The sequence below is a fragment of the Streptosporangium nondiastaticum genome (genome assembly GCF_003011965.1).
Classification (GTDB): Bacteria; Actinomycetota; Actinomycetes; order Streptomycetales; family Streptomycetaceae; genus Streptomyces; species Streptomyces nondiastaticus.
In genome coordinates, this window is sequence record NZ_PXWG01000047.1 from 18,489 (window position 1) to 39,890 (window position 21,402).

At 74.2% G+C, this 21,402-nt stretch carries 19 protein-coding genes; 7 read left to right on the forward strand and 12 right to left on the reverse strand.

The genetic code is table 11. From position 1 onward, the window contains the following. The first annotated feature begins 111 nt into the window (after positions 1–111). Both B7P34_RS18560 and B7P34_RS18565 read left to right on the forward strand, forming a co-directional pair. Positions 112–348, forward strand: coding sequence for a hypothetical protein (locus B7P34_RS18560; protein WP_146166850.1), 237 nt, complete (start codon positions 112–114; stop codon positions 346–348). A 51-nt stretch (positions 349–399) separates the two neighbouring features. Beyond that, entirely contained in the window at positions 400–1,209 is an 810-nt protein-coding gene (locus B7P34_RS18565) for a class I SAM-dependent methyltransferase (RefSeq protein ID WP_106677895.1), read from the forward strand. Between the two features lie 52 nt (positions 1,210–1,261). Here B7P34_RS18565 and B7P34_RS18570 read toward each other — a convergent pair whose 3' ends face one another. Further along, positions 1,262–3,220, reverse strand: a complete 1,959-nt coding sequence (locus tag B7P34_RS18570; protein ID WP_223267982.1) for a Xaa-Pro dipeptidyl-peptidase — start codon at positions 3,218–3,220, stop codon at positions 1,262–1,264. A 187-nt stretch (positions 3,221–3,407) separates the two neighbouring features. Between B7P34_RS18570 and B7P34_RS18575 the strand changes: the two genes are divergently transcribed. Both B7P34_RS18575 and B7P34_RS18580 read left to right on the forward strand, forming a co-directional pair. Continuing rightward, positions 3,408–4,919 (forward strand): M1 family metallopeptidase, encoded by a 1,512-nt coding sequence (locus tag B7P34_RS18575; RefSeq protein ID WP_106677897.1) that lies wholly within the window; start codon positions 3,408–3,410, stop codon positions 4,917–4,919. Between the two features lie 124 nt (positions 4,920–5,043). Continuing rightward, a complete protein-coding gene (locus B7P34_RS18580) occupies positions 5,044–5,796 on the forward strand; it encodes a MerR family transcriptional regulator (RefSeq protein ID WP_106677899.1) in 753 nt (250 codons plus the stop codon). 178 nt (positions 5,797–5,974) lie between these two features. Here the strand turns inward: B7P34_RS18580 and B7P34_RS18585 are convergent, their stop codons facing one another. From B7P34_RS18585 to B7P34_RS18615, 7 genes are all read right to left on the reverse strand, one after another. Then, complete coding sequence (locus B7P34_RS18585) at positions 5,975–8,134, reverse strand: 3-hydroxyacyl-CoA dehydrogenase NAD-binding domain-containing protein (RefSeq protein ID WP_106677900.1); 2,160 nt, start codon at positions 8,132–8,134, stop codon at positions 5,975–5,977. A 65-nt stretch (positions 8,135–8,199) separates the two neighbouring features. Continuing rightward, entirely contained in the window at positions 8,200–9,414 is a 1,215-nt protein-coding gene (locus B7P34_RS18590; RefSeq protein WP_106677901.1) for an acetyl-CoA C-acetyltransferase, read from the reverse strand. A gap of 75 nt (positions 9,415–9,489) precedes the next feature. Next, positions 9,490–10,632: an acyl-CoA dehydrogenase family protein gene (locus B7P34_RS18595; protein ID WP_106677903.1), complete on the reverse strand. Its 1,143-nt coding sequence runs from the start codon at positions 10,630–10,632 to the stop codon at positions 9,490–9,492. After that, a complete protein-coding gene (locus B7P34_RS18600; RefSeq protein WP_106677904.1) occupies positions 10,629–11,768 on the reverse strand; it encodes a CaiB/BaiF CoA transferase family protein in 1,140 nt (379 codons plus the stop codon). Before B7P34_RS18600 ends, B7P34_RS18595 begins: the two co-directional genes overlap by 4 nt. Before the next feature lie 146 nt (positions 11,769–11,914). After that, positions 11,915–12,292 carry an MmcQ/YjbR family DNA-binding protein gene (locus tag B7P34_RS18605; protein WP_106677905.1) on the reverse strand — a complete coding sequence of 126 codons (378 nt, stop codon included), beginning with the start codon at positions 12,290–12,292 and terminating at the stop codon, positions 11,915–11,917. Between the two features lie 91 nt (positions 12,293–12,383). Next, positions 12,384–13,319 carry a dihydrodipicolinate synthase family protein gene (locus B7P34_RS18610; RefSeq protein ID WP_106677907.1) on the reverse strand — a complete coding sequence of 312 codons (936 nt, stop codon included), beginning with the start codon at positions 13,317–13,319 and terminating at the stop codon, positions 12,384–12,386. 124 nt (positions 13,320–13,443) lie between these two features. Beyond that, on the reverse strand, positions 13,444–14,130 hold the full coding sequence (locus tag B7P34_RS18615) for an endonuclease V (protein ID WP_223267983.1): 687 nt from the start codon (positions 14,128–14,130) through the stop codon (positions 13,444–13,446). Positions 14,131–14,194: 64 nt separating this feature from the next. Between B7P34_RS18615 and B7P34_RS18620 the strand changes: the two genes are divergently transcribed. After that, complete coding sequence (locus B7P34_RS18620) at positions 14,195–14,494, forward strand: YciI family protein (RefSeq protein ID WP_106677909.1); 300 nt, start codon at positions 14,195–14,197, stop codon at positions 14,492–14,494. Between the two features lie 6 nt (positions 14,495–14,500). Here B7P34_RS18620 and B7P34_RS18625 read toward each other — a convergent pair whose 3' ends face one another. Then, the gene (locus B7P34_RS18625) at positions 14,501–15,607 is read right to left on the reverse strand and encodes a WD40/YVTN/BNR-like repeat-containing protein (RefSeq protein WP_223267984.1); all 1,107 of its coding nucleotides are present in this window, start codon (positions 15,605–15,607) and stop codon (positions 14,501–14,503) included. Between the two features lie 156 nt (positions 15,608–15,763). Here B7P34_RS18625 and B7P34_RS18630 point away from each other — a divergent pair, with 156 nt between their 5' ends. Both B7P34_RS18630 and B7P34_RS18635 read left to right on the forward strand, forming a co-directional pair. Beyond that, complete coding sequence (locus tag B7P34_RS18630; RefSeq protein WP_106677910.1) at positions 15,764–16,957, forward strand: sensor histidine kinase; 1,194 nt, start codon at positions 15,764–15,766, stop codon at positions 16,955–16,957. Between the two features lie 285 nt (positions 16,958–17,242). Then, positions 17,243–17,656, forward strand: coding sequence for an SsgA family sporulation/cell division regulator (locus B7P34_RS18635; RefSeq protein WP_030367709.1), 414 nt, complete (start codon positions 17,243–17,245; stop codon positions 17,654–17,656). A gap of 41 nt (positions 17,657–17,697) precedes the next feature. Here the strand turns inward: B7P34_RS18635 and B7P34_RS18640 are convergent, their stop codons facing one another. The 3 genes from B7P34_RS18640 to B7P34_RS18650 all read right to left on the reverse strand — a co-directional run bounded on the left by B7P34_RS18640 (position 17,698) and on the right by B7P34_RS18650 (position 21,159). Then, positions 17,698–19,134, reverse strand: coding sequence for a hypothetical protein (locus B7P34_RS18640; RefSeq protein ID WP_106677912.1), 1,437 nt, complete (start codon positions 19,132–19,134; stop codon positions 17,698–17,700). Between the two features lie 22 nt (positions 19,135–19,156). Continuing rightward, entirely contained in the window at positions 19,157–19,648 is a 492-nt protein-coding gene (locus tag B7P34_RS18645; protein WP_189382878.1) for an inorganic diphosphatase, read from the reverse strand. A gap of 599 nt (positions 19,649–20,247) precedes the next feature. Then, complete coding sequence (locus B7P34_RS18650) at positions 20,248–21,159, reverse strand: DMT family transporter (RefSeq protein ID WP_146166851.1); 912 nt, start codon at positions 21,157–21,159, stop codon at positions 20,248–20,250. Positions 21,160–21,402 lie beyond the last annotated feature (243 nt).

Sequence of the window (21,402 nt, forward strand, 5' to 3'; positions counted from 1 at the left end):
GTACCGGTTTTCGGGGCGGCCGCCGGGGAGGCGGCGGGGGCCCTGCCCGAACGGGCGAACAACTTCCCGGAACGGGCGCGGGCCCGCGCCCGCTGGGGCAGCATGCGGGCCATGAACGCTGGTCGGAACGGCCCCCCTCTGGTCCGGTGCCCGCACTGCCGCAACGCGATGTGGTGGGACGTGACGTACCCGTACAAGCCGACGTGGTACTGCTCGGTGTGCGGCTTCCCGTCGGACCGGCAGCGCAGCGCCCACGCCGCTCCGCCGCGGTGCCCGGAGGGGTGCGCGAGCGCCGTGATCCAGACCGGCGACGACGGAACCAGGACGTTCGTCTGCCACCGCAAATAGGAAGGCGCCGACCGTCTGCGGAGCCCTGTCGCCCGGTCCTACAGTGGCGGCATGGCGACCGAGGAGCACGACCGGGAACGGCGGCAGGTGTTCGGTGACGACGCCGAGCAGTACGACACGGCGCGGCCGGGCTATCCGGACCGGCTGGTCGAGGACGTCCTGGACTTCGCCGCCCTCCCCGCGAGCGTCCCCGCCGTCGAGGTCGGCGCCGGGACCGGCAAGGCGACGCTCGCCTTCGCCGCGCGCGGCACCCCGGTGACGTGCGTCGAGCCGGACGCGCGGATGGCGCGGGTGCTGCGCAGCCGCTGCACGGGCCTGCCGCACGTCGCCGTCGAGGTCGCCGACTTCGAGACCTGGCGCCCGGACCGGGCGTACGGGCTGCTGTACTGCGCCCAGGCCTGGCACTGGGTCGACCCGGCGGTGCGGTGGGCGCGGGCGCGGGCGGTCCTGCGGCCGGGCGGTGCGGTGGCCCTCTTCTGGAACCACTGGGACCTGGAGGACCTCCGCCTGGCCGAGCGGCTGACGGCCGTCCACGCCCGGTACGGGCTGGCCGTGCCGCCCTACACCATCCTCGATCCGCGCCCCCGCCCGGCCGGGCGCGGCCCCCGGGCACGGCAGTGGCGCGAGATGGAGGCGGACGGCGGCTTCGCCGGCATGGAGCACCGGCTGTACGAGTCGGCGCACGAACGCTCGCCGTCCGGGCTGATCGAGCTGCTCGCCTCCTTCTCCGGCTACCGGGCGCTCCCGGCGGCGCTGCGCGACCGGCTCTTCCGGGACGTGGGCCGGGCCGTGGAACAGGACGGCGGGAGCGCCGGGGTGAGGGTGACGAGCAGCCTGTTCCTGGCGCGGAGCCGGGCCTGACACCGGTCGGTGCTCCGGTGCCGGGCCCGGCCTGAGCCGTGTTCCGGCAGGGTCAGGGCACGTGCACGAGCGACGGCACGCCCAGCCCGCGCGGCGGCGTGGGCTTGCCGTGCCCGCCGCCCGACGTGGCGCGGACGAAGGCGCCGTAGCCGCCGACGAGCGGCAGGCTCGCCGAGGTGTCGTGGAGGTCCACCGTGACGTGCGGGGTGGTGGAGGCGGGTTCGATGAGGCCCGCGTCGGTGCCGGCGACGATCAGGGCCAGGCGGTGGCCCGCCGGGACGACGTGGTCGGTGGCGGCGAGGTCGAGCGTCATGGCGTAGGGCTCGCCGGGGGTCAGGGGGCCGCCCTTGCCCGAGCCGTCCCAGTGGCCGAGGTCGGCCCAGCCGCGGCTGAAGACGGTGTGGCCGACCTGGGCCTTCGAGGCCTCGGTGCGCTTGTAGCAGGCGCTGTCACCGGTGGTGCCGCTGCCCCAGCAGGTGCGGTCGGCCAGCGTGCGGATGCCCTCGCCCTTGTCCGTGTAGTCGCGGATGGTGGCGGGTCCGAGGTCCACGAGGACGGCGGACAGGTGGGCGGAGGAGGTGGACGGGGTGACGGTCAGGCTCACTGACGACGAGCCGGAGAGCCGCAGGTCGCGGGTGAGCGGCGGGGTGACGAAACCGGCCTTGCCGGGCGTGGGCTTGTCGATGTCCGTGGCCCAGTCGCTCTCGTTCAGCTTCGGGTCGTCGGTGAACGCGGCGGTGGCGCCCTCCGGTGCGGGCTTCAGGCCGAGCGTGCCGACGCCATCGACGGGCCCGGCGCCCGGGCGCAGCGTGGTCGCGCGGGTGCCGGCCGGCGGCCAGGCGCGGTCGGTGGACCACTGGTCGGGGGCGCGCTCGACGTCGGCCATGGACTCGCGCTCGATGCCGTTGTCGTAGCCGAGGAGGTAGTGGTCGAACCAGCGGTGGAGGGTGGGCACCCAGGTTTCGCGGCGGAAGTCGAAGGGGTCGACGTGGCCGGTCTGGGAGAGCCAGACCTTGCGCTCGACGCCGTTCTCCGCGAGGGCGTCCCACCACTGACCGAAGTGCTTGGTTCGTACATTGAGGTCCTGCATGCCGTGGACGGCGAACACGCTGGCGCGCACGTTCCCGGCGTCCTTGACGTAGTCGCGGTCCTCCCACAGCGGCGTCCGGTCGCCGTTGCGCGGGGCGCCCTCCACGAGCGCGCGCTGTACGGCCTGGCAGCGGCCGCGGGCCTCGGAGCTCTCGATGCCGTTGGAGAGCCCGTCGGGGCCGCCGTCGTAGAGGGCCGCGCCCTGGGCGAAGTAGTAGTCGTACCAGGAGCTGATGGCGCCGATGGGGACGATGGTCTTCAGGCCTTCGACGCCCGTCGCGGCGACGGCGTTGGCGACGGTGCCGTCGTAGCTCTTGCCGATCATTCCGACGGCCCCGGTGGTCCAGCCGGCCGTGGCCGCTGCGGTCCCGCCGCGCGTGGTGTAGCCGCGTGCCCGGCCGTTCAGCCAGTCGACGACGGCCTTGGCGGACTGGACGTCGGACGGGCCGCCGATGTCGACGCACCCGTCGGAGCGGTTGGTCCCCGCGAGGTCGACCAGGACGACGGCGTAGCCGCGCGGGACGAAGTAGTTGTCGTAGTAGAGCGGGAACTGGACGGGCCGGCCCTGCGCGTCGTAGGTCTTCTTCTGGCTCTCGTTGCCGCGGCCGCAGCACGAGTAGTACGGGCTGGCGTCCATGATGACGGGGACACGCTTGCCCTGCTCCGCCGCCTCCCGCGGCCGGATGATGTCCACGGCGACCCGGTCGGTCCGGCCGTCGCCGTCGGAGTCGACCCGGGTGTCGACCCAGACGGATTCGCGGACGGCGCGGTCGTAGGAGTAGACCGGCGTGCTCTCCCCGCGGCGCGCCGGGGCGGCCTGCGCCCCGCCCGGCGGTGACACGAGAACCGTCAACAGGGCGGCCACGGCCGCCAGTACGAGTGATGTCCAGGGTATGCGGGCGAGCCGCCGTTGTCTGATCACGGCCGGACCGTAGCGCCGCCGGGGCGGGAAACAGAAGGGGTGAAGGCGGCTTCAGGAGTTGACGGCCGTCCCGCCGCATGACGCGCGCATGTCGATCACATGTCGGAAGGCGCCATGGACATACCCCCGTGCTGGGTGAGTACATAGGCTTCGAGTGATCGTTCTCCTCTACGAGTTGGAGTGACTCGTGCGTCAGAGACTCATCGTTCCGAGCACGGCCGCTGCCGCCTTCCTGCTGCTCGCGGTCCCGGCCTCGGCGGCGGACGCCACACCCGGGGCGCCGGGGGCCGGGGACTCGTACTACCCCGAGGCCGGCAACGGCGGCTACGACGTCTCCCACTACGACCTGCGGCTGAAGTACCAGCCGAAGACGGACCTGCTGGAGGGCACGGCGACCCTGCTCGCCACCCCCACCCAGGCGCTGTCCCGCTTCAACCTCGACTTCACGCTCGACGTGAGCGAGGTGCTGGTGAGCGGGAAGAAGGCCGCGCACCGGCTGACCGGCGCCCACGAGCTGGAGATCACGCCCGCCGCGCCGCTGGAGAAGGGCAAGCCCGTCAGCGTCGTGGTCCGCTACAGCGGCGTCCCCTCCGCAGTGAAGATCAACGGCTACTCGGCGTGGAAGCGCACTCCCGACGGCGGAGTCGTCGCCCAGGAGCCGGAGTCGGCGGCCTGGTGGTTCCCGAGCAACGATCACCCCACCGACAAGGCCACGTACGACGTCTCCGTGTCCGTGCCGGACGACGTCCAGGCCATCAGCAACGGCGTGCTCGCCTCCCAGACCTCCAAGCTCGGCTGGACGCGCTACAACTGGCGCTCCACCAAGCCCCAGGCCACCTATCTGACGACCCTCGCCGTCGGCAAGTTCGACATCACCACGGACACGACGGCGAGCGGCCTGCCCGTCGTCAACGCCTATAGCAAGGACCTCGGCGACAACCTGTCGTCGGCCAAGGCCAGCATCGAGCGCACCGCGGAGATCACCGACTGGGAGAGCACGGTCTTCGGCCCGTACCCCTTCACCGCCGTCGGCGGGTACGTGCCGAACGTGAAGTCCTCCTACGCCCTGGAGACCCAGACCCGGCCCTTCTACAGCCCCTCGTCGTTCGCGAGCGGCGCCAACCAGTCGATCGTCGTGCACGAGCTCGCCCACCAGTGGTTCGGTGACAGCGTCTCCGTCAAGGACTGGCGCGACATCTGGGTGAACGAGGGCTTCGCCACCTACGCCCAGTGGCTGTGGTCGGAGAAGGAGGGCGAGGGCACCGCCCAGGAGCTCGCCGAGTACGTCTACAACAGCATCCCCGCCGAGAACGACTTCTGGAAGGTCAAGCCGGGCGACCCGGGCGCGGACCGGCAGTTCGACCGCGCCGTCTACAACCGCGGAGCCGTCGCCCTGCAGGCGCTGCGCAACACCGTCGGGGACAAGACCTTCTTCTCGCTCCTCAAGCAGTGGCCCACGGAGAACCGTTACGGCAACGCGTCCGTGCAGGACTTCGTGAAGTTCGCCGAGAAGGCCTCCGGCAAGCGGCTCGCCCCGCTCTTCGACACGTGGCTGTTCCAGCCGTCGAAGCCGGCCGTGCTGCCGGCTCCCGCCGTGGACGGCGGGGCCGCGAAGGCGAAGAAGTCCGTGACGTCCGGGCTCATCCCGCCCAAGTCCTGGAAGAAGATCCAGGAAGCGGAGCGCGCCCACCGGCACTGACCGCTCTCACGCCCGCCCCGTGCCCATGAGGCGCGGGGCGGGCCGCCGCCGGTTTCACAGGGGCAGTGGCACAGCAATACTGTTCCACACCGACGGGTGCGGAACAGAGAGCGAGGTGCCGCCCATGGCCGCGGAGGCGGAAGCGGAGACCGGGACGGGGCCGGGTGCCGGCGAACCGGCCCTCACGGTGGACGAACTGGCCGCCCGGGCCGGGGTGACCGTACGGACCGTGCGCTTCTACAGCAGCCGCGGGCTGCTGCCGCCGCCCGAGCTCGGCCCCCGCCGCGTCGGGCGCTACGGGCCCGGCCACCTCTCCCGGCTCGCCCTCATCGAGGAACTCCAGCACCAGGGCCTCACCCTCGCCGCCATCGAGCGCTACCTGAACCGGCTCCCCGAAGGCCTCAGCGCCCACGACCTCGCCATCCACCGCGCCCTCGTGGCCTCCTGGATGCCCGACGAGGCCGAGGACACCAGCCGGGAGGAGCTGGAGCGGCGGGCGGGCCGCGCCCTGACGGAGGAGGACGTCGACCGGCTCGCCGCGATGAACATCCTGGAACGGCACGGCCCCGGCGACGGCTTCCGGGTCGACCCGGGCCTCCTCCACCTCGGCGTCCGGCTGCTGGACGTCCCGATCGCACCCGAGGCGATCCTCGCCGCCCGGACGGTGCTCCTGGAACACGCCCGCGCCGCCGCCCGGGAACTGTCGCGTCTCTTCCGCGACGAGGTCGAGACGCGGACCCCGGACGTCGCGGCGATGAAGTCCCTGTCGGCCCACATGCAGCCGCTCGTGGTGCAGGCGCTGGTCACCGCGTTCCAGCGGTCGCTGAACGAGGAGTTGCGGGCGGCGTACGGGGACGCTGCCGCTGGGCGCGCTTGACCCTGCCGGCCCGGCAGCAAATCTGTTGCCGCCGCAACGGCGAGCAAGCGGAACGGCGGCTGCCGGCGGTGCCGGACCGAGCCCGGGCCGGCACGGCACCGCCGGACACGCACACGGTGGTTACTCGCCGTTGCGGCGGAGGAACCCTTGCCGCCGCAACGGCGAGCCGTCTACCGGGTCAGAACCGTTCCCCCCGTTCCGCCTTCTCCAGCAGCAGAGCCGACGGCTCGAACCGGTCGCCGTACGTCGCCGCCAGTTCCCGCGCCCGTGCGACGAAGCCTCGCAGGCCGCCTTCGTAGCCGTTGATGTACTGCAGCGCGCCGCCCGTCCAGCCGGGGAAGCCGATGCCGAGGACGGAGCCGATGTTGGCGTCGGCCACCGACGTCAGGACGCCCTCCTCCAGGCAGCGGACCGTGTCGAGCGCCTCGGAGAACAGCATGCGCTCCTTCATGTCCTCGAAGGGGATCTGCCCGTCCGCCTTCGTGAAGTGCTCGCGCAGCCCGGGCCACAGCCCGGCCCGCTTGCCGTCGGCGTAGTCGTAGAAGCCGGCGCCCCCGCTGCGGCCCGTGCGGCCGAACTCCTCGACCATGCGGTCGATGACCGCGTCCGCGGGGTGGGGGGTCCACGTCCCGCCGTCCGCCTCCACCGCGCGCCGCGTCTCCTCGCGGATCTTCCGGGGCAGGGTGAGGGTCAGCTCGTCCATGAGGGAGAGCACCTTCGCCGGGTAGCCGGCCTGCGCGGCGGCCTGCTCGACCGAGGCGGGCTCGGCGCCCTCGCCGACCATGGCCACGCCCTCGTTGATGAAGCGGCCGATGACGCGCGAGGTGAAGAAGCCGCGCGAGTCGTTGACGACGATGGGCGTCTTGCGGATCTGCCGGACGAGGTCGAACGCGCGGGCGAGCGCCTCGTCGCCGGTGCGCTCGCCCTTGATGATCTCGACGAGCGGCATCTTGTCGACGGGCGAGAAGAAGTGCAGGCCGACGAAGTCCGCGGGCCGCTCGACGCCTTCGGCGAGGAGGGTGATGGGGAGCGTGGAGGTGTTGGAGCACAGCAGCGCGTCGGGCGCGACGACCTGCTGGACCTCCTGGAAGACCTTCTGCTTGAGCGCGGGGTCCTCGAAGACGGCTTCGATGACGGCGTCGCACCCGGCGAGGTCGGCGACGTCGCCGGTCGGGGTGATGCGGGCGAGCAGGGCGTCCCGCTTCTCCTCCGTGGTGCGGCCCTTGGCGAGCGCCTTGGCCAGCAGGCCTTCGGAGTAGGTCTTGCCCTTGCGCGCGGCCTCCTCCGAGACGTCCTTGAGGACGACCTCGATGCCGGCCCGGGCGCAGGTGTAGGCGATGCCCGCGCCCATCATGCCGGCGCCGAGGACGGCGACCTTCCGCACCTGGCGGGGGGCCGCGTCGCCGGGGCGGCTCGCACCGGAGTTGACGGCCTGGAGGTCGAAGAAGAAGGCCTGGATCATGTTCTTCGAGGTCTGCCCGATGACCAGCTCCGTGAAGTAGCGGGCCTCGATGACCTGCGCGGTCTCGAAGTCGACCTGGGAGCCCTCGACCGCGGCGGCCAGGATGTTGCGCGGGGCCGGGTAGGGCGCGCCGCCGAGCTGCTTGCGCAGGCTGGCGGGGAAGGCGGGCAGGTTGGCGGCGAAGCGGGGGCTGGCCGGGGTGCCGCCGGGGATCTTGTAGCCCTTGACGTCCCAGGGTTGCTGCGAGGCGGGGTGCGCGTCGATGAAGGCCCGGGCCTTGGCGAGGAGTTCGTCGCGATCGGCGGCCACCTCGTGGACGAGCCCGGCCTCCAGGGCGCGTCGCGCGTCGTACTGCGTGCCCTGGAGCAGCACCTTCAGCAGCGCGTCGGTGATGCCGAGGAGCCGTACCGTACGGGTGACGCCGCCGCCTCCGGGCAGCAGGCCGAGGGTGACCTCGGGGAGGCCGATCTTCGTGCCGGGGGTGTCGAGCGCGATGCGGTGGTGGCAGGCGAGGGCGATCTCGTAGCCGCCGCCGAGGGCCGCGCCGTTGACGGCGGCGACGACGGGCACGCCGAGGGTCTCGATGCGGCGCAGGTCGCGCTTCATGGTCATGCCCGCCTCGAAGACGCGCTGCGCGTCGGCGGGGGTGGCGGCGATCAGCTCGCGCAGGTCGCCCCCGGCGAAGAAGGACTTCTTCGCGGAGGTGAAGACGACGCCGCGGACCGATCCCTTCTCGGCTTCCAGGCGGTCGGCCACCGCCGTGAGGGAGGCCTTGAAGGCCTGGTTCATGGTGTTGGCGGACTGGGCGGGGTCGTCGAGGGTGAGGGTGACGATGCCGTCCGCGTCGCGGTCGTAGCGGATGGTGGATGCGGTCATGTCCGGGGCTCCGTGGTGTGTGGCGTGACGGGAAGGGGCGGGACTGGAGGGAAGGCCGGTCGCGCCTACACCCGTTCCACCACCGTCGCGACCCCCATGCCGCCGCCCACGCAGAGGGTGACCAGGCCGTACCTCCCGTCCCTGCGCTCGAGTTCGTCGATGACCGTGCCGAGGAGCATGGCGCCGGTGGCCCCGAGCGGGTGGCCGAGGGCGATGGCGCCGCCGTTGACGTTGATCTTGTCGAGGCCGATGCCCATCTCGCGGGCGAAGTGCAGCACGACGGCCGAGAAGGCCTCGTTGACCTCGATGAGGTCGATGTCGTCGATGGTCAGGCCCGCCTTGGCGAGGGCCTTGCGGGAAGCGGGGGCCGGGCCGGTGAGCATGATGGTGGGGTCGGAGCCGGAGACGGCCGCGGAGACGATGCGGGCGCGGGGGGTCAGGCCGTAGCGCTCGCCGGTCTCGCGGTTGCCGATGGCGACGAGGGAGGCGCCGTCGACGATGCCGGAGGAGTTGCCGGCGTGGTGCACGTGATCGATCTTCTCGACCCAGTGGTACTGCTGCAGGGCCACGGCGTCGAAGCCGCCCGCCTCGCCGATCGCGGCGAAGGAGGGCTTGAGCCCGGCGAGGGTCTCGACGGTGGTGCCGGGGCGGGGGTGCTCGTCCCGGTCGAGGACGACGAGGCCGCTGCGGTCGCGCACGGGGACCACGGAGCGGTCGAAGCGGCCGTCCTTCCAGGCGGCGGCCGCGTTCTCCTGCGAGCGGGCGGCGAAGGCGTCCACGTCGGCGCGGGTGAAGCCGCCGAGGGTGGCGATGAGGTCGGCGCCGATGCCCTGGGGCACGAAGTTGACGTCGAGGTTGGTCATGGGGTCGTTGAACCAGGCGCCGCCGTCGGAGCCCATCGGCACCCGGGACATGGACTCCACGCCGCCGGCGAGGACGAGGTCCTCCCAGCCGGAGCGGACCTTGGCGGCGGCCAGGTTGACGGCCTCCAGGCCGGAGGCACAGAAGCGGTTCTCCTGGACGCCGGCGACGGTGTCGGGCAGCCCGGCGGCGATGGCCGCGATCCGGGCGATGTCGGAGCCCTGGTCGCCGAGGGGGCTCACGACGCCGAGCACGATGTCGTCGATCGCGGCCGGGTCCAGGCCGGGGAGCCGGCGCCGGAGCTCGTGGATGAGGCCGACGACGAGGTCGACGGGCTTGGTGCCGTGCAGGGCGCCGTTGGCCTTGCCGCGGCCGCGCGGGGTGCGGATCGCGTCGTATACGTACGCTTCGGTGCTCAAGGTCGTGGGCCTTTCGGAGGCGGGGGCTGTGGCGGGCGGTGGGACCGGACGGGGCGGGGGCGGGACGGGAGCGGATCAGGAGAGCAGGGAACGGCCGATGATCTCCTTCATGATCTCGGTGGTGCCGCCGTAGATCGTCTGGATCCGGCCGTCGGTGAACGCCTTCGCGACCGGGTACTCGCTCATGTACCCGTAGCCGCCGTGGAGTTGCAGGCAGCGGTCGGCGACGCGCTTCTGCAGCTCCGTCGCCCACCACTTGGCCATGGAGGCGTGCACGGCGTCGAGCGTGCCGGCCGCGTGGTCGGTGATGCAGCGGTCCAGGAACGCGCGGGTCACAGCGCATTCGGTGGCCATCTCGGCGATCTCGAAGCGGATGTGCTGCAGCTTGGCGAGCGGGCGGCCGAACGCCTCGCGCTCCTTGACGTAGGCGGTGGTGATCTCCAGGAGGTGCTCGGCGGCGGCGATGCCGGCCACGGCGATGTTCATGCGCTCCTGGGCGAGGTTGGTCATCAGGTGGGCGAAGCCGCCGTGGAGCTCGCCCAGGAGGTTCTCCTTGGGCACGCGGACGTCGTGGAAGAACAGCTCGGCGGTGTCCTGCGCCTTCTGCCCGATCTTGTCGAGGTTGCGGCCGCGCTCGAAGCCCGCCATGCCGCGCTCGACGACGAGCAGGCTCAGGCCCTTGGCCCCGCCCTCGGGCGTCGTGCGCGCCACGACGACCACGAGGTCGGCGAGGATGCCGTTGGAGATGAAGGTCTTGGAACCGTTCAGGAGCCAGTGGTCGCCGCGGTCCTCGGCGGCGGTGCGGATGCCCTGGAGGTCGGAGCCGGCGCCGGGCTCGGTCATCGCTATGGCGGTGATGATCTCGCCCGTGCAGAAGCCGGGCAGCCAGCGGCGCTTCTGCTCCTCGGTGGCGAGGCCCGTCAGATACGGCCCGATGATGTCGTTGTGCAGCCCGACGGCGAGACCGGCGGCGCCGGCGCGGGTGAACTCCTCGGTGAGCACGGCGCTGTAGCGGAAGTCGGTGGTGCCCCCGCCGCCGTACTCCTCGGGCACGGCGAGCCCGAGGAGGCCCTGGCGGCCCGCCGCCCGCCAGGCCTCGCGCGGGACGATGCCGTCGCGCTCCCACCGGGCGTAGTGCGGGGTGACCTCCTTGGCGAGGAAGGTGCGGACCGTCCCGCGGAAGGCTTCGTGGTCGGCGGTGAAGATCTGGCGCTTCATCTGTGCGGGCCCTTCCGGAGGGAGTCGAGGCTCGGGACGTCCCAGTCCCGCGCGACCTCGGCGGTGTCCGCGCCGGGCCGGGCGGGCGGGCGGCGGACGGAGCCGGGGGTTTGGGAGAAGCGCGGGGCGGGGGCGGGCTGGGTGAGGCCCTCGTGCTCGACGAAGGTGCCGCGGGCGGCGAGGTGGGGGTGGGCGGGCGCCTCGCGCAGCGACAGGACGGGGGCGACGCAGGCGTCCGAGCCCTCGAAGACGGCCGTCCACTCGGCGCGGGTGCGCTCCCGGAAGCGGGCGGCGATGGCGGCGCGCAGCTCGCCCCAGCGGGCGGGGTCCTCGCGGGCGGGGGCCGTCTCCGGCAGGCCGAGGAGCTCCATGAACTGCACGTAGAACCGCTGTTCCAGCGCGCCGACCGCCATGTGGCCGCCGTCGGCCGTCTCGTACGTGCCGTAGAAGGGGGAGCCGCCGTCGAAGAAGTTGGCCTCGCGGCGGTCCTGCCAGGCGCCGGCCGCCAGCATGCCGTGGATGAGGGCGGTCAGGTGCGCGGTGCCGTCGACGATGGCGGCGTCGACGACCTGCCCGGCGCCGCCCGCGCGGGTGTGGTGGAGGGCGGCGAGGACGCCGACGACGAGGTAGAGGGCGCCGCCGCCGAAGTCGCCGAGGAGGTTGGCGGGGAAGGCGGGCGGGCCGCCGGCCGGGCCGGACAGGCCGAGGGCGCCGGTGACGGCGATGTACGCGATGTCGTGGCCGGCGGTGTCGGCGAGGGGGCCGTGCTGGCCCCAGCCGGTCATCCGCCCGTACACGAGGCGGGGGTTGCGGGCGAGGCACGCGTCGGGGCCGACGCCGAGGCGCTCGGCGACGCCGGGGCGGTAGCCCTCGATCAGCACGTCGGCCCGGGCGGCGAGGTCGAGGACCGCGCGCCGGCCGTCCTCGGTCTTGAGGTCGGCCGTCACCGAGCGCTTGTTGCGGTTGGTGACGTCGCGGGAGGGGGCGATGTGCAGGCCCGGGCCGCCGGGCCGGTCGACGCGGACGACGTCCGCCCCGAGGTCGGCCAGCAGCATCGCGGCGAACGGGCCCGGCCCGATGCCCGCGAGCTCGACCACGCGCACGCCCTGCAGCGGACCGCCGGCCGTCCCGGTCATCCGGACCCCCTGTGCGTTGGTGACACGACCCTGTGACATGACGCCGGTGGCGCGGCCCCTGCGGCGCCACCTCTGTGACACAACTGCTGTAACACTCGCGATGTTAAGAACAGGTTCCAGTTTTCACAAGACCTCGCCCCCTCGCCTCAGCGGGCGTCGAGCTCCGCGACGAGCCGCTTCGGGGCGATGGTCCGGTAGCTCTCCTCCACCCAGTCGCACAGCATGTCCGCCGGGGCGCTCTCCCCGGTGAGCGGGACCGACACCCAGCCGTGCCTGCCGAGGCCGTAGGCCGTGGGGGCCGCGCCGGGGACGGCCATGGCGTGGCCGTGCACCTCCTCGTCCTTGAGCTTGACCGAGATGCCGGGCGACTCGGTGTTCCCCTCGGCGCCGAGGAAGACGAAGATCTTCTTGTTGACCTTGACGACGGCGTCCTCCTCCCAGGGGAACTCCTCGACGGCACCGGGCAGCGAGAGCGCGAATTCCCTGACCTTCGCACGGACCTTGAGGGGGACGGACAGGGCCATGGGGTGCCTCCGGACATGTGCGCGTGCGCCGCGCTGCTGCGTCGCCTCGTCGTCCGTACACGCTAGCCCGCGGGTCTGACATCGCCCGGCATCAAAGCAGCCCGGCCTCCGCGAGGTGGTGCCGCACGGCGTCCACGGCCGCGCCGGGCAGGGGCCGCTGCGGCGCCGCCGTCGCCGGGCAGTCGATGACGCCGAGCAGGTGCAGGGCGGCCTTGAAGCCGCCCAGGGCTGACGCGGTCGGGCCCATGTCGCCGTGGCCGCCCGACTCGGCCAGCGCGAACAGGGCCGCGAGCCGGTCCTGTTCGGCGGCCGCCTCTGCCCAGCGGCCGGCCCGGGCGTGCTCGTACAGCCGTACGTAGCCGGCCGGGTCGACGTTGCCCAGCCCGGGGACGACTCCGTGAGCGCCCGCCAGCAGGGCCGCGTCGACCGCCAGTTCGGATCCGGTCAGGACGGCGAAGGTGCCGTCCAGGCCGCGCCGGCGCAGCCCGACGAGGAGCCGGCGCAGCGCGCCGAGGTCGCCGCTGCTGTCCTTGAGCCCGGCGGCGGTCCCGTCCTCGGCCAGGGACAGGATCGTCCCGGCGTCCAGCTTGGTGTGGACGGACTGCGGGATGTCGTACGCGAGGAGCGGTAGTCCGGCCCCCTCACGAATGCGGCGGAAGTGGTCGCGGACCTCCACCGGATGGGTGGTCACGTAGAAGGGCGCGGTGGCGACGAGCGCGTCCGCGCCCAGCGCGGCGGCCGCGCGCGCGTGGTCCAGGACACGGGCGGTGGTCATGTCGATGACCCCGGCGAGCACGGGCACCCGGCCGGCGACGGCGTCGACGGCGGCCCGCAGCGCGGTGCGGCGCTGCGCGTCGCTCAGGCAGGCGGTCTCCCCGCTGGAGCCGAGCACGAACACGCCGTGCGCACCGGCCGCGAGCACGTGCTCCACGAGGGAGGCCAGCGAGCGGGTGTCGACCTCGCCGGACGGGGTCAGGGGCGTGCAGAGCGGCAGGACGACACCGGACAGGGGAACGGGCAGACCCATGGCGACCGCCTTTCCGGCGCGATGCGGGTGCGCCGAGCCTTCGGTGGGAGCGAGCCCAGTATGTCGGCGCGGTGCGCCGCCGTGGGGGCGCTCCGCCGTCAGGGCGGGGCGCGCGCCCGCTCCTTCAGTCCGCCACCAGCCCCTGCAGCGCGCGGCGGCACAGGGCGTCCGCGGCCCGCGTCGTCTCCGGGAGGCGGTAGGCGGGGGCCAGGGCGAGGGTGTGGGCGATGGCGTTGCCGAGGCTCGTGCGGTGGCCGACCGACACGAACACCGGTTTGACACCGGCCCGGGTGCGCACGGCGCGGCCCACTTCCTCGTCGCCGTCGAGGAGGGGCGAGGTGTCGCCCCGGAGGGGGCCGGGGGCGTCGTAGCGGAAGGTGAAGGGGTTCTTGGCGACGCCGATCGTGGGCAGGCCCGTGAGGACGCCGAGGTGGCTGGCGAGGCCGAAGCGGCGGGGGTGGGCGAGCCCGTAGCCGTCGCAGACGACCAGGCCCGGGGTGACGCCGAGGCGGTCCAGGGCGGCCAGCACGGTGGGGATCTCGCGGAAGGCGAGCAGCCCGGGGACGTACGGGAAGGCGACCCGGCCGGTCGCGGTCGCCTCCCCGACGACCCGCAGGGTCGCGGTGTCCAGGGCGACGGCGGCGGCCACGACGACGTCCCGCTCGTCGTCGTAGGCGACGTCGACGCCCACGGCCACGAGGGGCTCGCCGGGCGGCGGCCCGGGCTCGCCGAGGACGACGCGGCCCCGCAACTCGTCCTGAAGGGCAGCCGCTTCCGCCTCGGTCGTGGGCCAGCCGGGAGGTACGCCCACGGGTTCTGTCTGTTCTGCTGCGCTCATTGTGCGGCCACCGTACCCGGCCCGTAGGCTAGCGATCATGTTCGTACTGGAGCTGACCTACATCGCGCCGATCGAGCGCATCGACGCCGCCCTCCCCGAGCACGTCGCCTGGCTGGACGCGCACTACGCGTCCGGGGTCTTCATCGCCTCCGGGCGCAAGGTGCCGCGCGACGGGGGCATCATCCTCGCCCTCGGGGACGACCGGACGAAGATCGAGGAGATCACGCAGAGCGACCCGTTCACCGTGGCGGGCGTGTGCGAGTACACCATCACCGAGTTCATCCCGACGAAGACGGCCCCCGCCCTGGAGGTCTACCGGCAGGAACTGCCGTCCTGACCGCGCTCACCTTCCTGACCGTGCGGTGAGCCGGGCGAGGCGGCCCTTCTCCCCCGCGGCCCAGCAGCCGCCGTCCGGAGCGCAGTCCACGGTGTCGTACGAGCCGGTGTCGAAGGCGCGCCAGGTGCGGCCGCCGTCCGTGGTGACGTCGCTGCCCGTGGGCCCGACGGCGAGCGCCGTGGTGCGGCCGCGGGGCAGCCAGGCGACGCCGGAGCGGTAGGCGCCCGGCGGACGGGCGGACGCGCTCCAGGTCGCGCCGCCGTCACCGCTGACGGCCGCGGCCCGCTCGGAGGGCTGCCCGGCGCGGTAGTCGCCGCCGACGGCCAGGCCGTGCGCCCGGTCGCGGAAGGCCAGGCCGAAGACGCCGCGCGCGGGGTCGCCGGCCGGTACGGGCGCTCCGGTCACGGTCCAGGTGCGGCCGCGGTCCGCGGAGTGCAGGACGCGGGAGGAGGCGGCGCCTCCGGTGGCGATCCAGGCGTCGCGGCCGCCGGACCGCCCGCGGGCGGTCACCACGCACTGGCCGCTCGCCGCGAACGCCGCCTCGCCGGGCAGCGCCTCCGGCATGCCGGACGCGGGCAGGACACGCCAGCTGCGGCCGCCGTCGCCGGTCGCGAGGACGCGGAACCTGCCGTCCACGGGGTCGCCGAGCGCGATGCCGTGGCGCGCGTCGAAGAAGGCCAGGCAGTCGTAGAACGCCTTCGGATCAGCGTTGCGGAAGGTCTCCGTCCAGGTGGTGCCGCCGTCGTCGGTGCGGAAGACCCGGGAGGCCTCGCCCTCGCCGATGGCCAGGACGACGGCGCGCCGCGCGTCGAACGCCTCCACGTCGCGGAACTCCAGCGTGCCGGCGCCGGGCGGCGAGACGTTTCGCCAGCTATGGCCGCGGTCGCGGGTGAGCAGGACGGTGCCCTTCGTGCCCGCGGCCCACGCGGTGGTCCGGCTGACGGCCGCGAGGCCCCGGAAACGGGCGTCGCTGCCGCTGTCCCGGAGCTCCCATGCGGGGGTGAGAGCCTTGCCGGCGGCTTGGGCGGGGGTGGCCGCGGTGCCCGTGAGTACGAGTGCGGTGCCGCACAGCGCGGCGGCGAGGGTGCGTAACGTCGTCAGTGTCCGTCTCATGGCGGCGCAAGGTAGCAGCTGCGGGGCGGGGGGTCACCGGCTGCGGTGGAGTCCGGCGCCGCCGGGCGACACCGTCCAACGTTCATCCTTTCGGCCGGGCCGGAATGGCTGTACGGGCGATCCGCCACTCCCCCTCCCGCGCCTAGCGTGCAGCGCATGACGCCGACGACGCCGACACCCATGCCGTTCACCCCCGCCGGAAGCGTGCCCCTGAGCCGGCGCCGCCGCCACGGCTGGCTGCTGGCAGGGCTGTGCGGGCTGTGGCTGCTGGAGGGCCGGCTGCTGTCCCGGGGCGCCGGCTACCCGGGGCAGTCCGGCGCCCACCACGCCCACCTCGTGGTGTGGGCGGCCGGGCTGCTGGTCGTCATGTGCGTGCTGCCCTGGGCGCCGCTCGCCCTGCGGGCCGCGGCGGCGGTGGGCGTGTCCTGGGCGGCGACCGGATACCTGATGGCCGCGGGCCTGCACCTGCCCGTCTGGGGGCTGACGGAGAGCGCCGCGCTGCTCGTCCTGCTCGCCCTGGTGGCGTGGCGGGCGCCGGTGCGGGCCGCCGTGCCGGCGGGCGTCGCCCTGGCCGCCGGGGTCCTGGTGGCCCCGGTGCGGGACACGGACGCGCCGGGCACGGCCGTCGTCGTCTACGCCCTCGTCGTCGCCGGGGTGACCTCGGCCGGACTGTGCCTGCGCTACCGGGACGCCGAGCGCGCCCGGGCTGTGGCCGCCGCGCGCGACGCGGAGCGGCTGGAGCTCGCCGGCGAGCTGCAGGACTTCGTCGCGCACCACGTCGCCGCGATGACCCTGCTGGCCAAGGCCACCGGCACCGTCGCCGAGGACGAGCGGGTGGCCGCCTCCCTGCGGGACATCCAGGCGGCCGGCGACGAGGCCCTGACCTCGGCCCGGCGGCTGCTGCGCGTCCTGCACCAGGACGCGGCCCACCGCGCGCCCCTGCCCGGGCTGGACGGGGTGCGCGAGCTGGTCGACGACTTCCGCCGCACGGGGCGGGGCCCCGTCCGGGTCGACCTGCACGTCGACCCCGGTTTCGGCGCCGGGCTGCCCCCGGAGCTGGCCGCCTCCGTGCACCGGATCGTCGCCGAGGGGCTGGCCAACGTGGCCAAGCACAGCCCGGCGGCGTCGGCCGTGCGCGTGACGCTGCGCGAGGCGGAGCGGAGCCTGTTCGTCTCGGTGCGCGACGACGGGGCCGCGGGGCAGCCGGTGCAGTGCGCGCCGGAGGACACCGGCGGGCTGGGTCTGGTCGGGCTGACGGAGCGGGCGGACGCGATCGGCGGGTCGCTGACGGCGGGGCCCGTCCCGGACGGCGGCTGGGAGGTACTGGCGGTTCTGCCGGTGCAACGGTGAGCGGAGCGGCCAACGGGCAAGGATTTGACGGCTGATGCGGCAGTTGTCTTTTCCAATCCAAGGAGCGTGACGCAGCTCACGCTCGAATCATGTGCACTGCAGCGATCGAACCGCCGTCTCTCCTGACGGCGTCTCTCCGGTGGGCGGCCCCTCCCGGGGCCGGCCGGCAGGAGAGCCACCACCGCACGGCCCCGCACCACGGCAAGAAACCGCAAGGAACCGCAACGAACCGCACGTCACCGCAACGAACCGCACCACGTCACAGCGATCGCGAGGGAGCACGCGTTGTCCACTGTCATCGACCAGGCTGTCCAGGCACGGCTCATTGCGTCGGCCCCGCAGGACCGCGCCGTCCCCGCGCAGTTGCGCTACGAACCCTCCGATCCCTTCGCCGTGCACATCGGCTTCCCCGCCGCGGCCTCCCTCGACGGGGCCGACGTGGAATGGGTCTTCGCCCGCGAGACGCTCGCCTGCGGCCTGATCGCGCCGACCGGGGGCGGTGACGTCCACGTGTGGCCGTGCGGGCCGGACCGCACGGTGCTGGAGTTCCACGCCGTGGAAGGCGTGGCCATGGTGCAGATCGACACGTCCGAGCTGCGGCGCTTCCTCGCCCGCTCCTACGCGCTGGTGCCCGCCGGCAGCGAGGGCGGGCACCTGGACGTGGAGGGCGATCTGGCGGCGCTGCTGCGGGACGCCTGACGCCGGCGGAGGGGTGTCAGGCGACGTAGCCGTGGTGTCCGTCAGGGCACGTACGCGATCCAGTCGGTCCCGGGGAGTTCGTGGGGGCGCCAGGTGCGGGCGTACGGCGGGAGGTAGGGGTCGGCCGGGTCGTAGAGGACGGCCATGGGCATGCGCCGTGCGGTGCGGGCCAGGGCGGCGTCCGTCGTCGAGCGGTTGTTGCCCATGGTCTGGGCCGAGGCGCAGCCCGCCGCGTAGGCGACGGGCTGCGCCCGGGGGCCCGTGACCGTGCACGGGGCGGACAGGCCGAGGCGCCGCAGGCCCTCGGCCGCGCGCCGGTAGCGGACGGCGGTGTCCCGGGCGTCGGCGGTGTTGACGCGCAGCTCCTTCAGCTGCACCGAGAGGTGGGCGGCGAGGACCGCGCACAGCACCGCGGCCACCGCCCACCGCCGCGGCCCGGCGCGGCAGGCGGCCGGCGCGCGGGCCGCGAGGTCCGCCACGGGCAGGGCGAGCAGGGCGTAGGCGGGGAGCAGGAAGCGGGGTGCGGAGTAGTCGAGCAGGAGCAGGTACGGGGCGGCGAGGGAGAGCGCGCAGGCGACGGGCAGCAGGACGACGGCCCGGGTGCCTCTCCCGTCCCGCGCGTGCCCCCGCAGGGCCAGGGTGCAGGCCGCCGCCACCAGGACGGGGAGCAGCAGCCACCACAGCGAATGCGTCACGGACGGGGCCGCGATGCGGCAAGGGCGGCACAGCTGGGGGCCGTTGAGGCTGCGGCGGGCGGCGGTCAGGCCCGCGCCCAAGTGCGCGCCCATGCCGCCCTCGGTGTCGCTGGAGTCCGCGAGCCGCTGCGCGATGCCGCCGAAGCGGACGTACGCCTCCACGGCCCACTGCGCGCCGCCCGCCGCGAGGCCGCCGAGGACGGCCGCGGCGACGCGGGGGCGGCGCCAGGCGCGTACGGTCGCGCAGGTCACGAGCAGCGGCAGGGCGAGCCAGACGGCGTCCGGGGCGCGGAGGAGAGCGGCAGCGGCCAGGGCGGCGGCGAGGCCGGCGAGCGTACGGCCGCCGGCGCCGTCGCGGGCCCGGACGAAGAATCCGGTCGCGGCGACCGCCGCGAGGGCGATCCAGAGGTTCGGCATCACCTCGGGCCCGCTGAGGACCGTGATCCACAGTCCGGCGAACAGGGCCGCCGCGAGCGCCGTGCGCCCCCTGCCGAGCAGGGGGCGCCAGACCGCGAACGCCCCGTACAGGGCCGCCGACGACAGCAGCGCCATCGTCACGCGCAGGGCCGTCGTGGACGGGGTGAGTGCCACGACCGGTGCCGCGAGGAAGCTGATGCCGCGCGAGCGCGGGGCGCTGAAGTACGCCGCCGGGCTGCCCGGGTCGACCTGGGAGAGGTAGACGCTCTCGTCCCAGCCGAGGTCCATGTGCGCGACGGCGTAGCACAGTTGCAGCACGGCGTAGGCGGCGGCCACGGCCGCGAGGGGCGGGATGGTGCGGCGCATGCCCCTCTTCTACCGCATCCCCCTATGAGCGGTCCGCAGCCGCCCGCTCGTACGACGCGGCGATCTCCGCCTCCGCGGCGGCACGGTCGGCCCAGCGGGCGCCCTCGTCCACGGACTTGCCGGGTTCGAGCTCCTTGTACACCTCGAAGAAGTGCTGGATCTCCAGCCGGTCGAACCGGGGAAGGTGCCGCAGGTCCCTGACGTGCTCGTGGCGGGGGTCGCCCGCGGGCACGCACAGCACCTTGTCGTCCTCTCCCTGCTCGTCGCGCATCCGGAACATCCCGACCGCCCGGCAGCGGATCACGACGCCCGGGAACGTCGGCTCGCCGGCGAGGACGAGGGCGTCGAGGGGCTCGCCGTCCGCGCCGAGGGTCCGCTCGATGTAGCCGTAGTCGGCGGGGTAACGGGTCGAGGTGAACAGCAGCCGGTCCAGCCGGATGCGGCCGCGGCGGTGGTCCATCTCGTATTTGTTGCGGCTGCCTTGCGGGATCTCCACGACGACGTCGAACTCCACGGGGCACCTCCGGTGGGGGTCGGCCGGGCGACGGGCCCCATCGTGTCGCGGTTCGCCCGCGGTAGCCATACCTCCTCGCGGAGGGCGCCCGTGGATGTGCGGGGCCGCACGACCGCCTCCGCTTCCCTCCGCCGCGACGGCGATCAGCAACCGCGGCGCGGGCCGGCGGTGCCCGGCGGGCAGGCACCCGCAGCCGGCCCGTCCGGCACCGCCGGAATGCGCCGTACCAACTGATCGCCGCTGCGGCGGAGGGAACTTCCCGGCGAAGCCGAATGCGGCGGCTCCGGCCCCATCTTCCGCCGCAGCGGATTCGGCGGTGCCGGGCCGACAAGCACCCGCAGCCGGCCCGTCCGGCACCGCCGGAATGCGCCATACCAACTAATCGCCGCTGCGGCGGAAGGAACTTCCCGGCCCGGAACCGGATACGGGCTGCCGGAGCCCTCCTTCGGAGCGGAAGAGACCGGCCGAGCGCGGACACCGGCCCCCGCCGAGGCCGCCCCGGCAAACGCCGGCAGCAATCGTCCGCCGCGACGGCGATCAACCACCGCGGCGCAGCCCGGCGGTGCCGGGCCGGCCGTCTCCCGTACGTGCCCCGCACCCTACTTACGCGCCCCCACCTGCGGAACGCAGTGCCGCGCCCGCGGCACCGTCGTGCGGCTGCACACCGTGATCGTGGCGGCCCCGCCCGGGGCGACGCGGCTCAGGGTCACCACGCCCGCCGTGGCGAACCCGCCGGCCAGCACGGCGAGGACGCCGCCCGCCGCCCCGTAGCGAAAGGTTTCGCCGAGCACTGCCGTGCCGACGGCCGCGGCGACCACGGGGTTCACGATCGTCACCGTGGCGAGCGGCGCGGCCAGGCCCGCGCCGCGGTAGGACGCCTGGGACAGGAGCATGCCCGCCGAGGCGAGGACGGCGGTGGCGAGGAGCGTGGGGACGAGGGAGCCCGTCTCGTGCGAGGTCCAGTCCTCCGCGGCGGCCTTGGTGAAGACGGAGCCCATGCCGAACGCGGCGCCGGCGGCCGCGGCCAGCACCACCCCCCTGACGACGGCCCGCCGCGCCCGCCGCGCGCCGAGCGCCAGGACCGCGGCGCCGGTGAGCACCGCGGCCGCGAGGAGGGGCCGCTGCGCGGCGTCGAGGGTTTCGGCGCGCGGCGGCCCGGTGAGGGTAAGGATCCCGGCGAGGCCGCCGGTCGCGAGGAGGGCGCCGCGCCAGCCGGCGGAGCCGACGGGTCTGCGGGCGAACAGGGCCGCCATGGGCAGCGCGAAGACGATCGTGAGCGCGCCGAGGGGCTGGACGAGGCTCAGCGGCCCGTACGCGAGCGCCACGACGTGCAGCCCCGCGCCGAGCCCGGTCAGGGCGACCGCGCCCCACCAGCCGGGCCGCCGCAACGGGCCGCGGGCGCCGGGCCCGTCCGCCGTCGTGGCGGCGACCCGCTCCTGCACGATGGCCGCGCCCGCGTAGGCCACTGCCGACACCAGGCAGAGGAGGACCGGCAGGAGGAGCGCACTCATGCCCTCCACGATGCCCGGTCGCGCCGGATCCGTCGTCGTCCCGGGGGACGGACCTGCGTCTCCTACCAGCGGAGTACGGGATACCTGAGACGTACGGGCGGGCGTACGGGCAAGCCGCCGGGAGCCGGCACCCGCCGGTGGTTACTCCCGCGGGAGTAGCAACCACCCCGTTGCACCCGGCGGATTAGCTTCCGCTTCGGTCTGCGGGCCGACGCACCGGGCGCTTCGCGCCGGAACCCTGGA

Coding starts and splice junctions, on each gene's coding strand:
- B7P34_RS18560 (WP_146166850.1), top strand. CDS start 112: ATGAACGCTGGTCGGAACGGCCCCCCTCTGGTCCGGTGCCCGCACTGC.
- B7P34_RS18565 (WP_106677895.1), top strand. CDS start 400: ATGGCGACCGAGGAGCACGACCGGGAACGGCGGCAGGTGTTCGGTGAC.
- B7P34_RS18580 (WP_106677899.1), top strand. CDS start 5,044: ATGGCCGCGGAGGCGGAAGCGGAGACCGGGACGGGGCCGGGTGCCGGC.
- B7P34_RS18585 (WP_106677900.1), bottom strand. CDS start 8,134: ATGACCGCATCCACCATCCGCTACGACCGCGACGCGGACGGCATCGTC.
- B7P34_RS18595 (WP_106677903.1), bottom strand. CDS start 10,632: ATGAAGCGCCAGATCTTCACCGCCGACCACGAAGCCTTCCGCGGGACG.
- B7P34_RS18600 (WP_106677904.1), bottom strand. CDS start 11,768: ATGACCGGGACGGCCGGCGGTCCGCTGCAGGGCGTGCGCGTGGTCGAG.
- B7P34_RS18605 (WP_106677905.1), bottom strand. CDS start 12,292: ATGGCCCTGTCCGTCCCCCTCAAGGTCCGTGCGAAGGTCAGGGAATTC.
- B7P34_RS18610 (WP_106677907.1), bottom strand. CDS start 13,319: ATGGGTCTGCCCGTTCCCCTGTCCGGTGTCGTCCTGCCGCTCTGCACG.
- B7P34_RS18620 (WP_106677909.1), top strand. CDS start 14,195: ATGTTCGTACTGGAGCTGACCTACATCGCGCCGATCGAGCGCATCGAC.
- B7P34_RS18625 (WP_223267984.1), bottom strand. CDS start 15,607: ATGAGACGGACACTGACGACGTTACGCACCCTCGCCGCCGCGCTGTGC.
- B7P34_RS18630 (WP_106677910.1), top strand. CDS start 15,764: ATGACGCCGACGACGCCGACACCCATGCCGTTCACCCCCGCCGGAAGC.
- B7P34_RS18640 (WP_106677912.1), bottom strand. CDS start 19,134: ATGCGCCGCACCATCCCGCCCCTCGCGGCCGTGGCCGCCGCCTACGCC.
- B7P34_RS18650 (WP_146166851.1), bottom strand. CDS start 21,159: ATGAGTGCGCTCCTCCTGCCGGTCCTCCTCTGCCTGGTGTCGGCAGTG.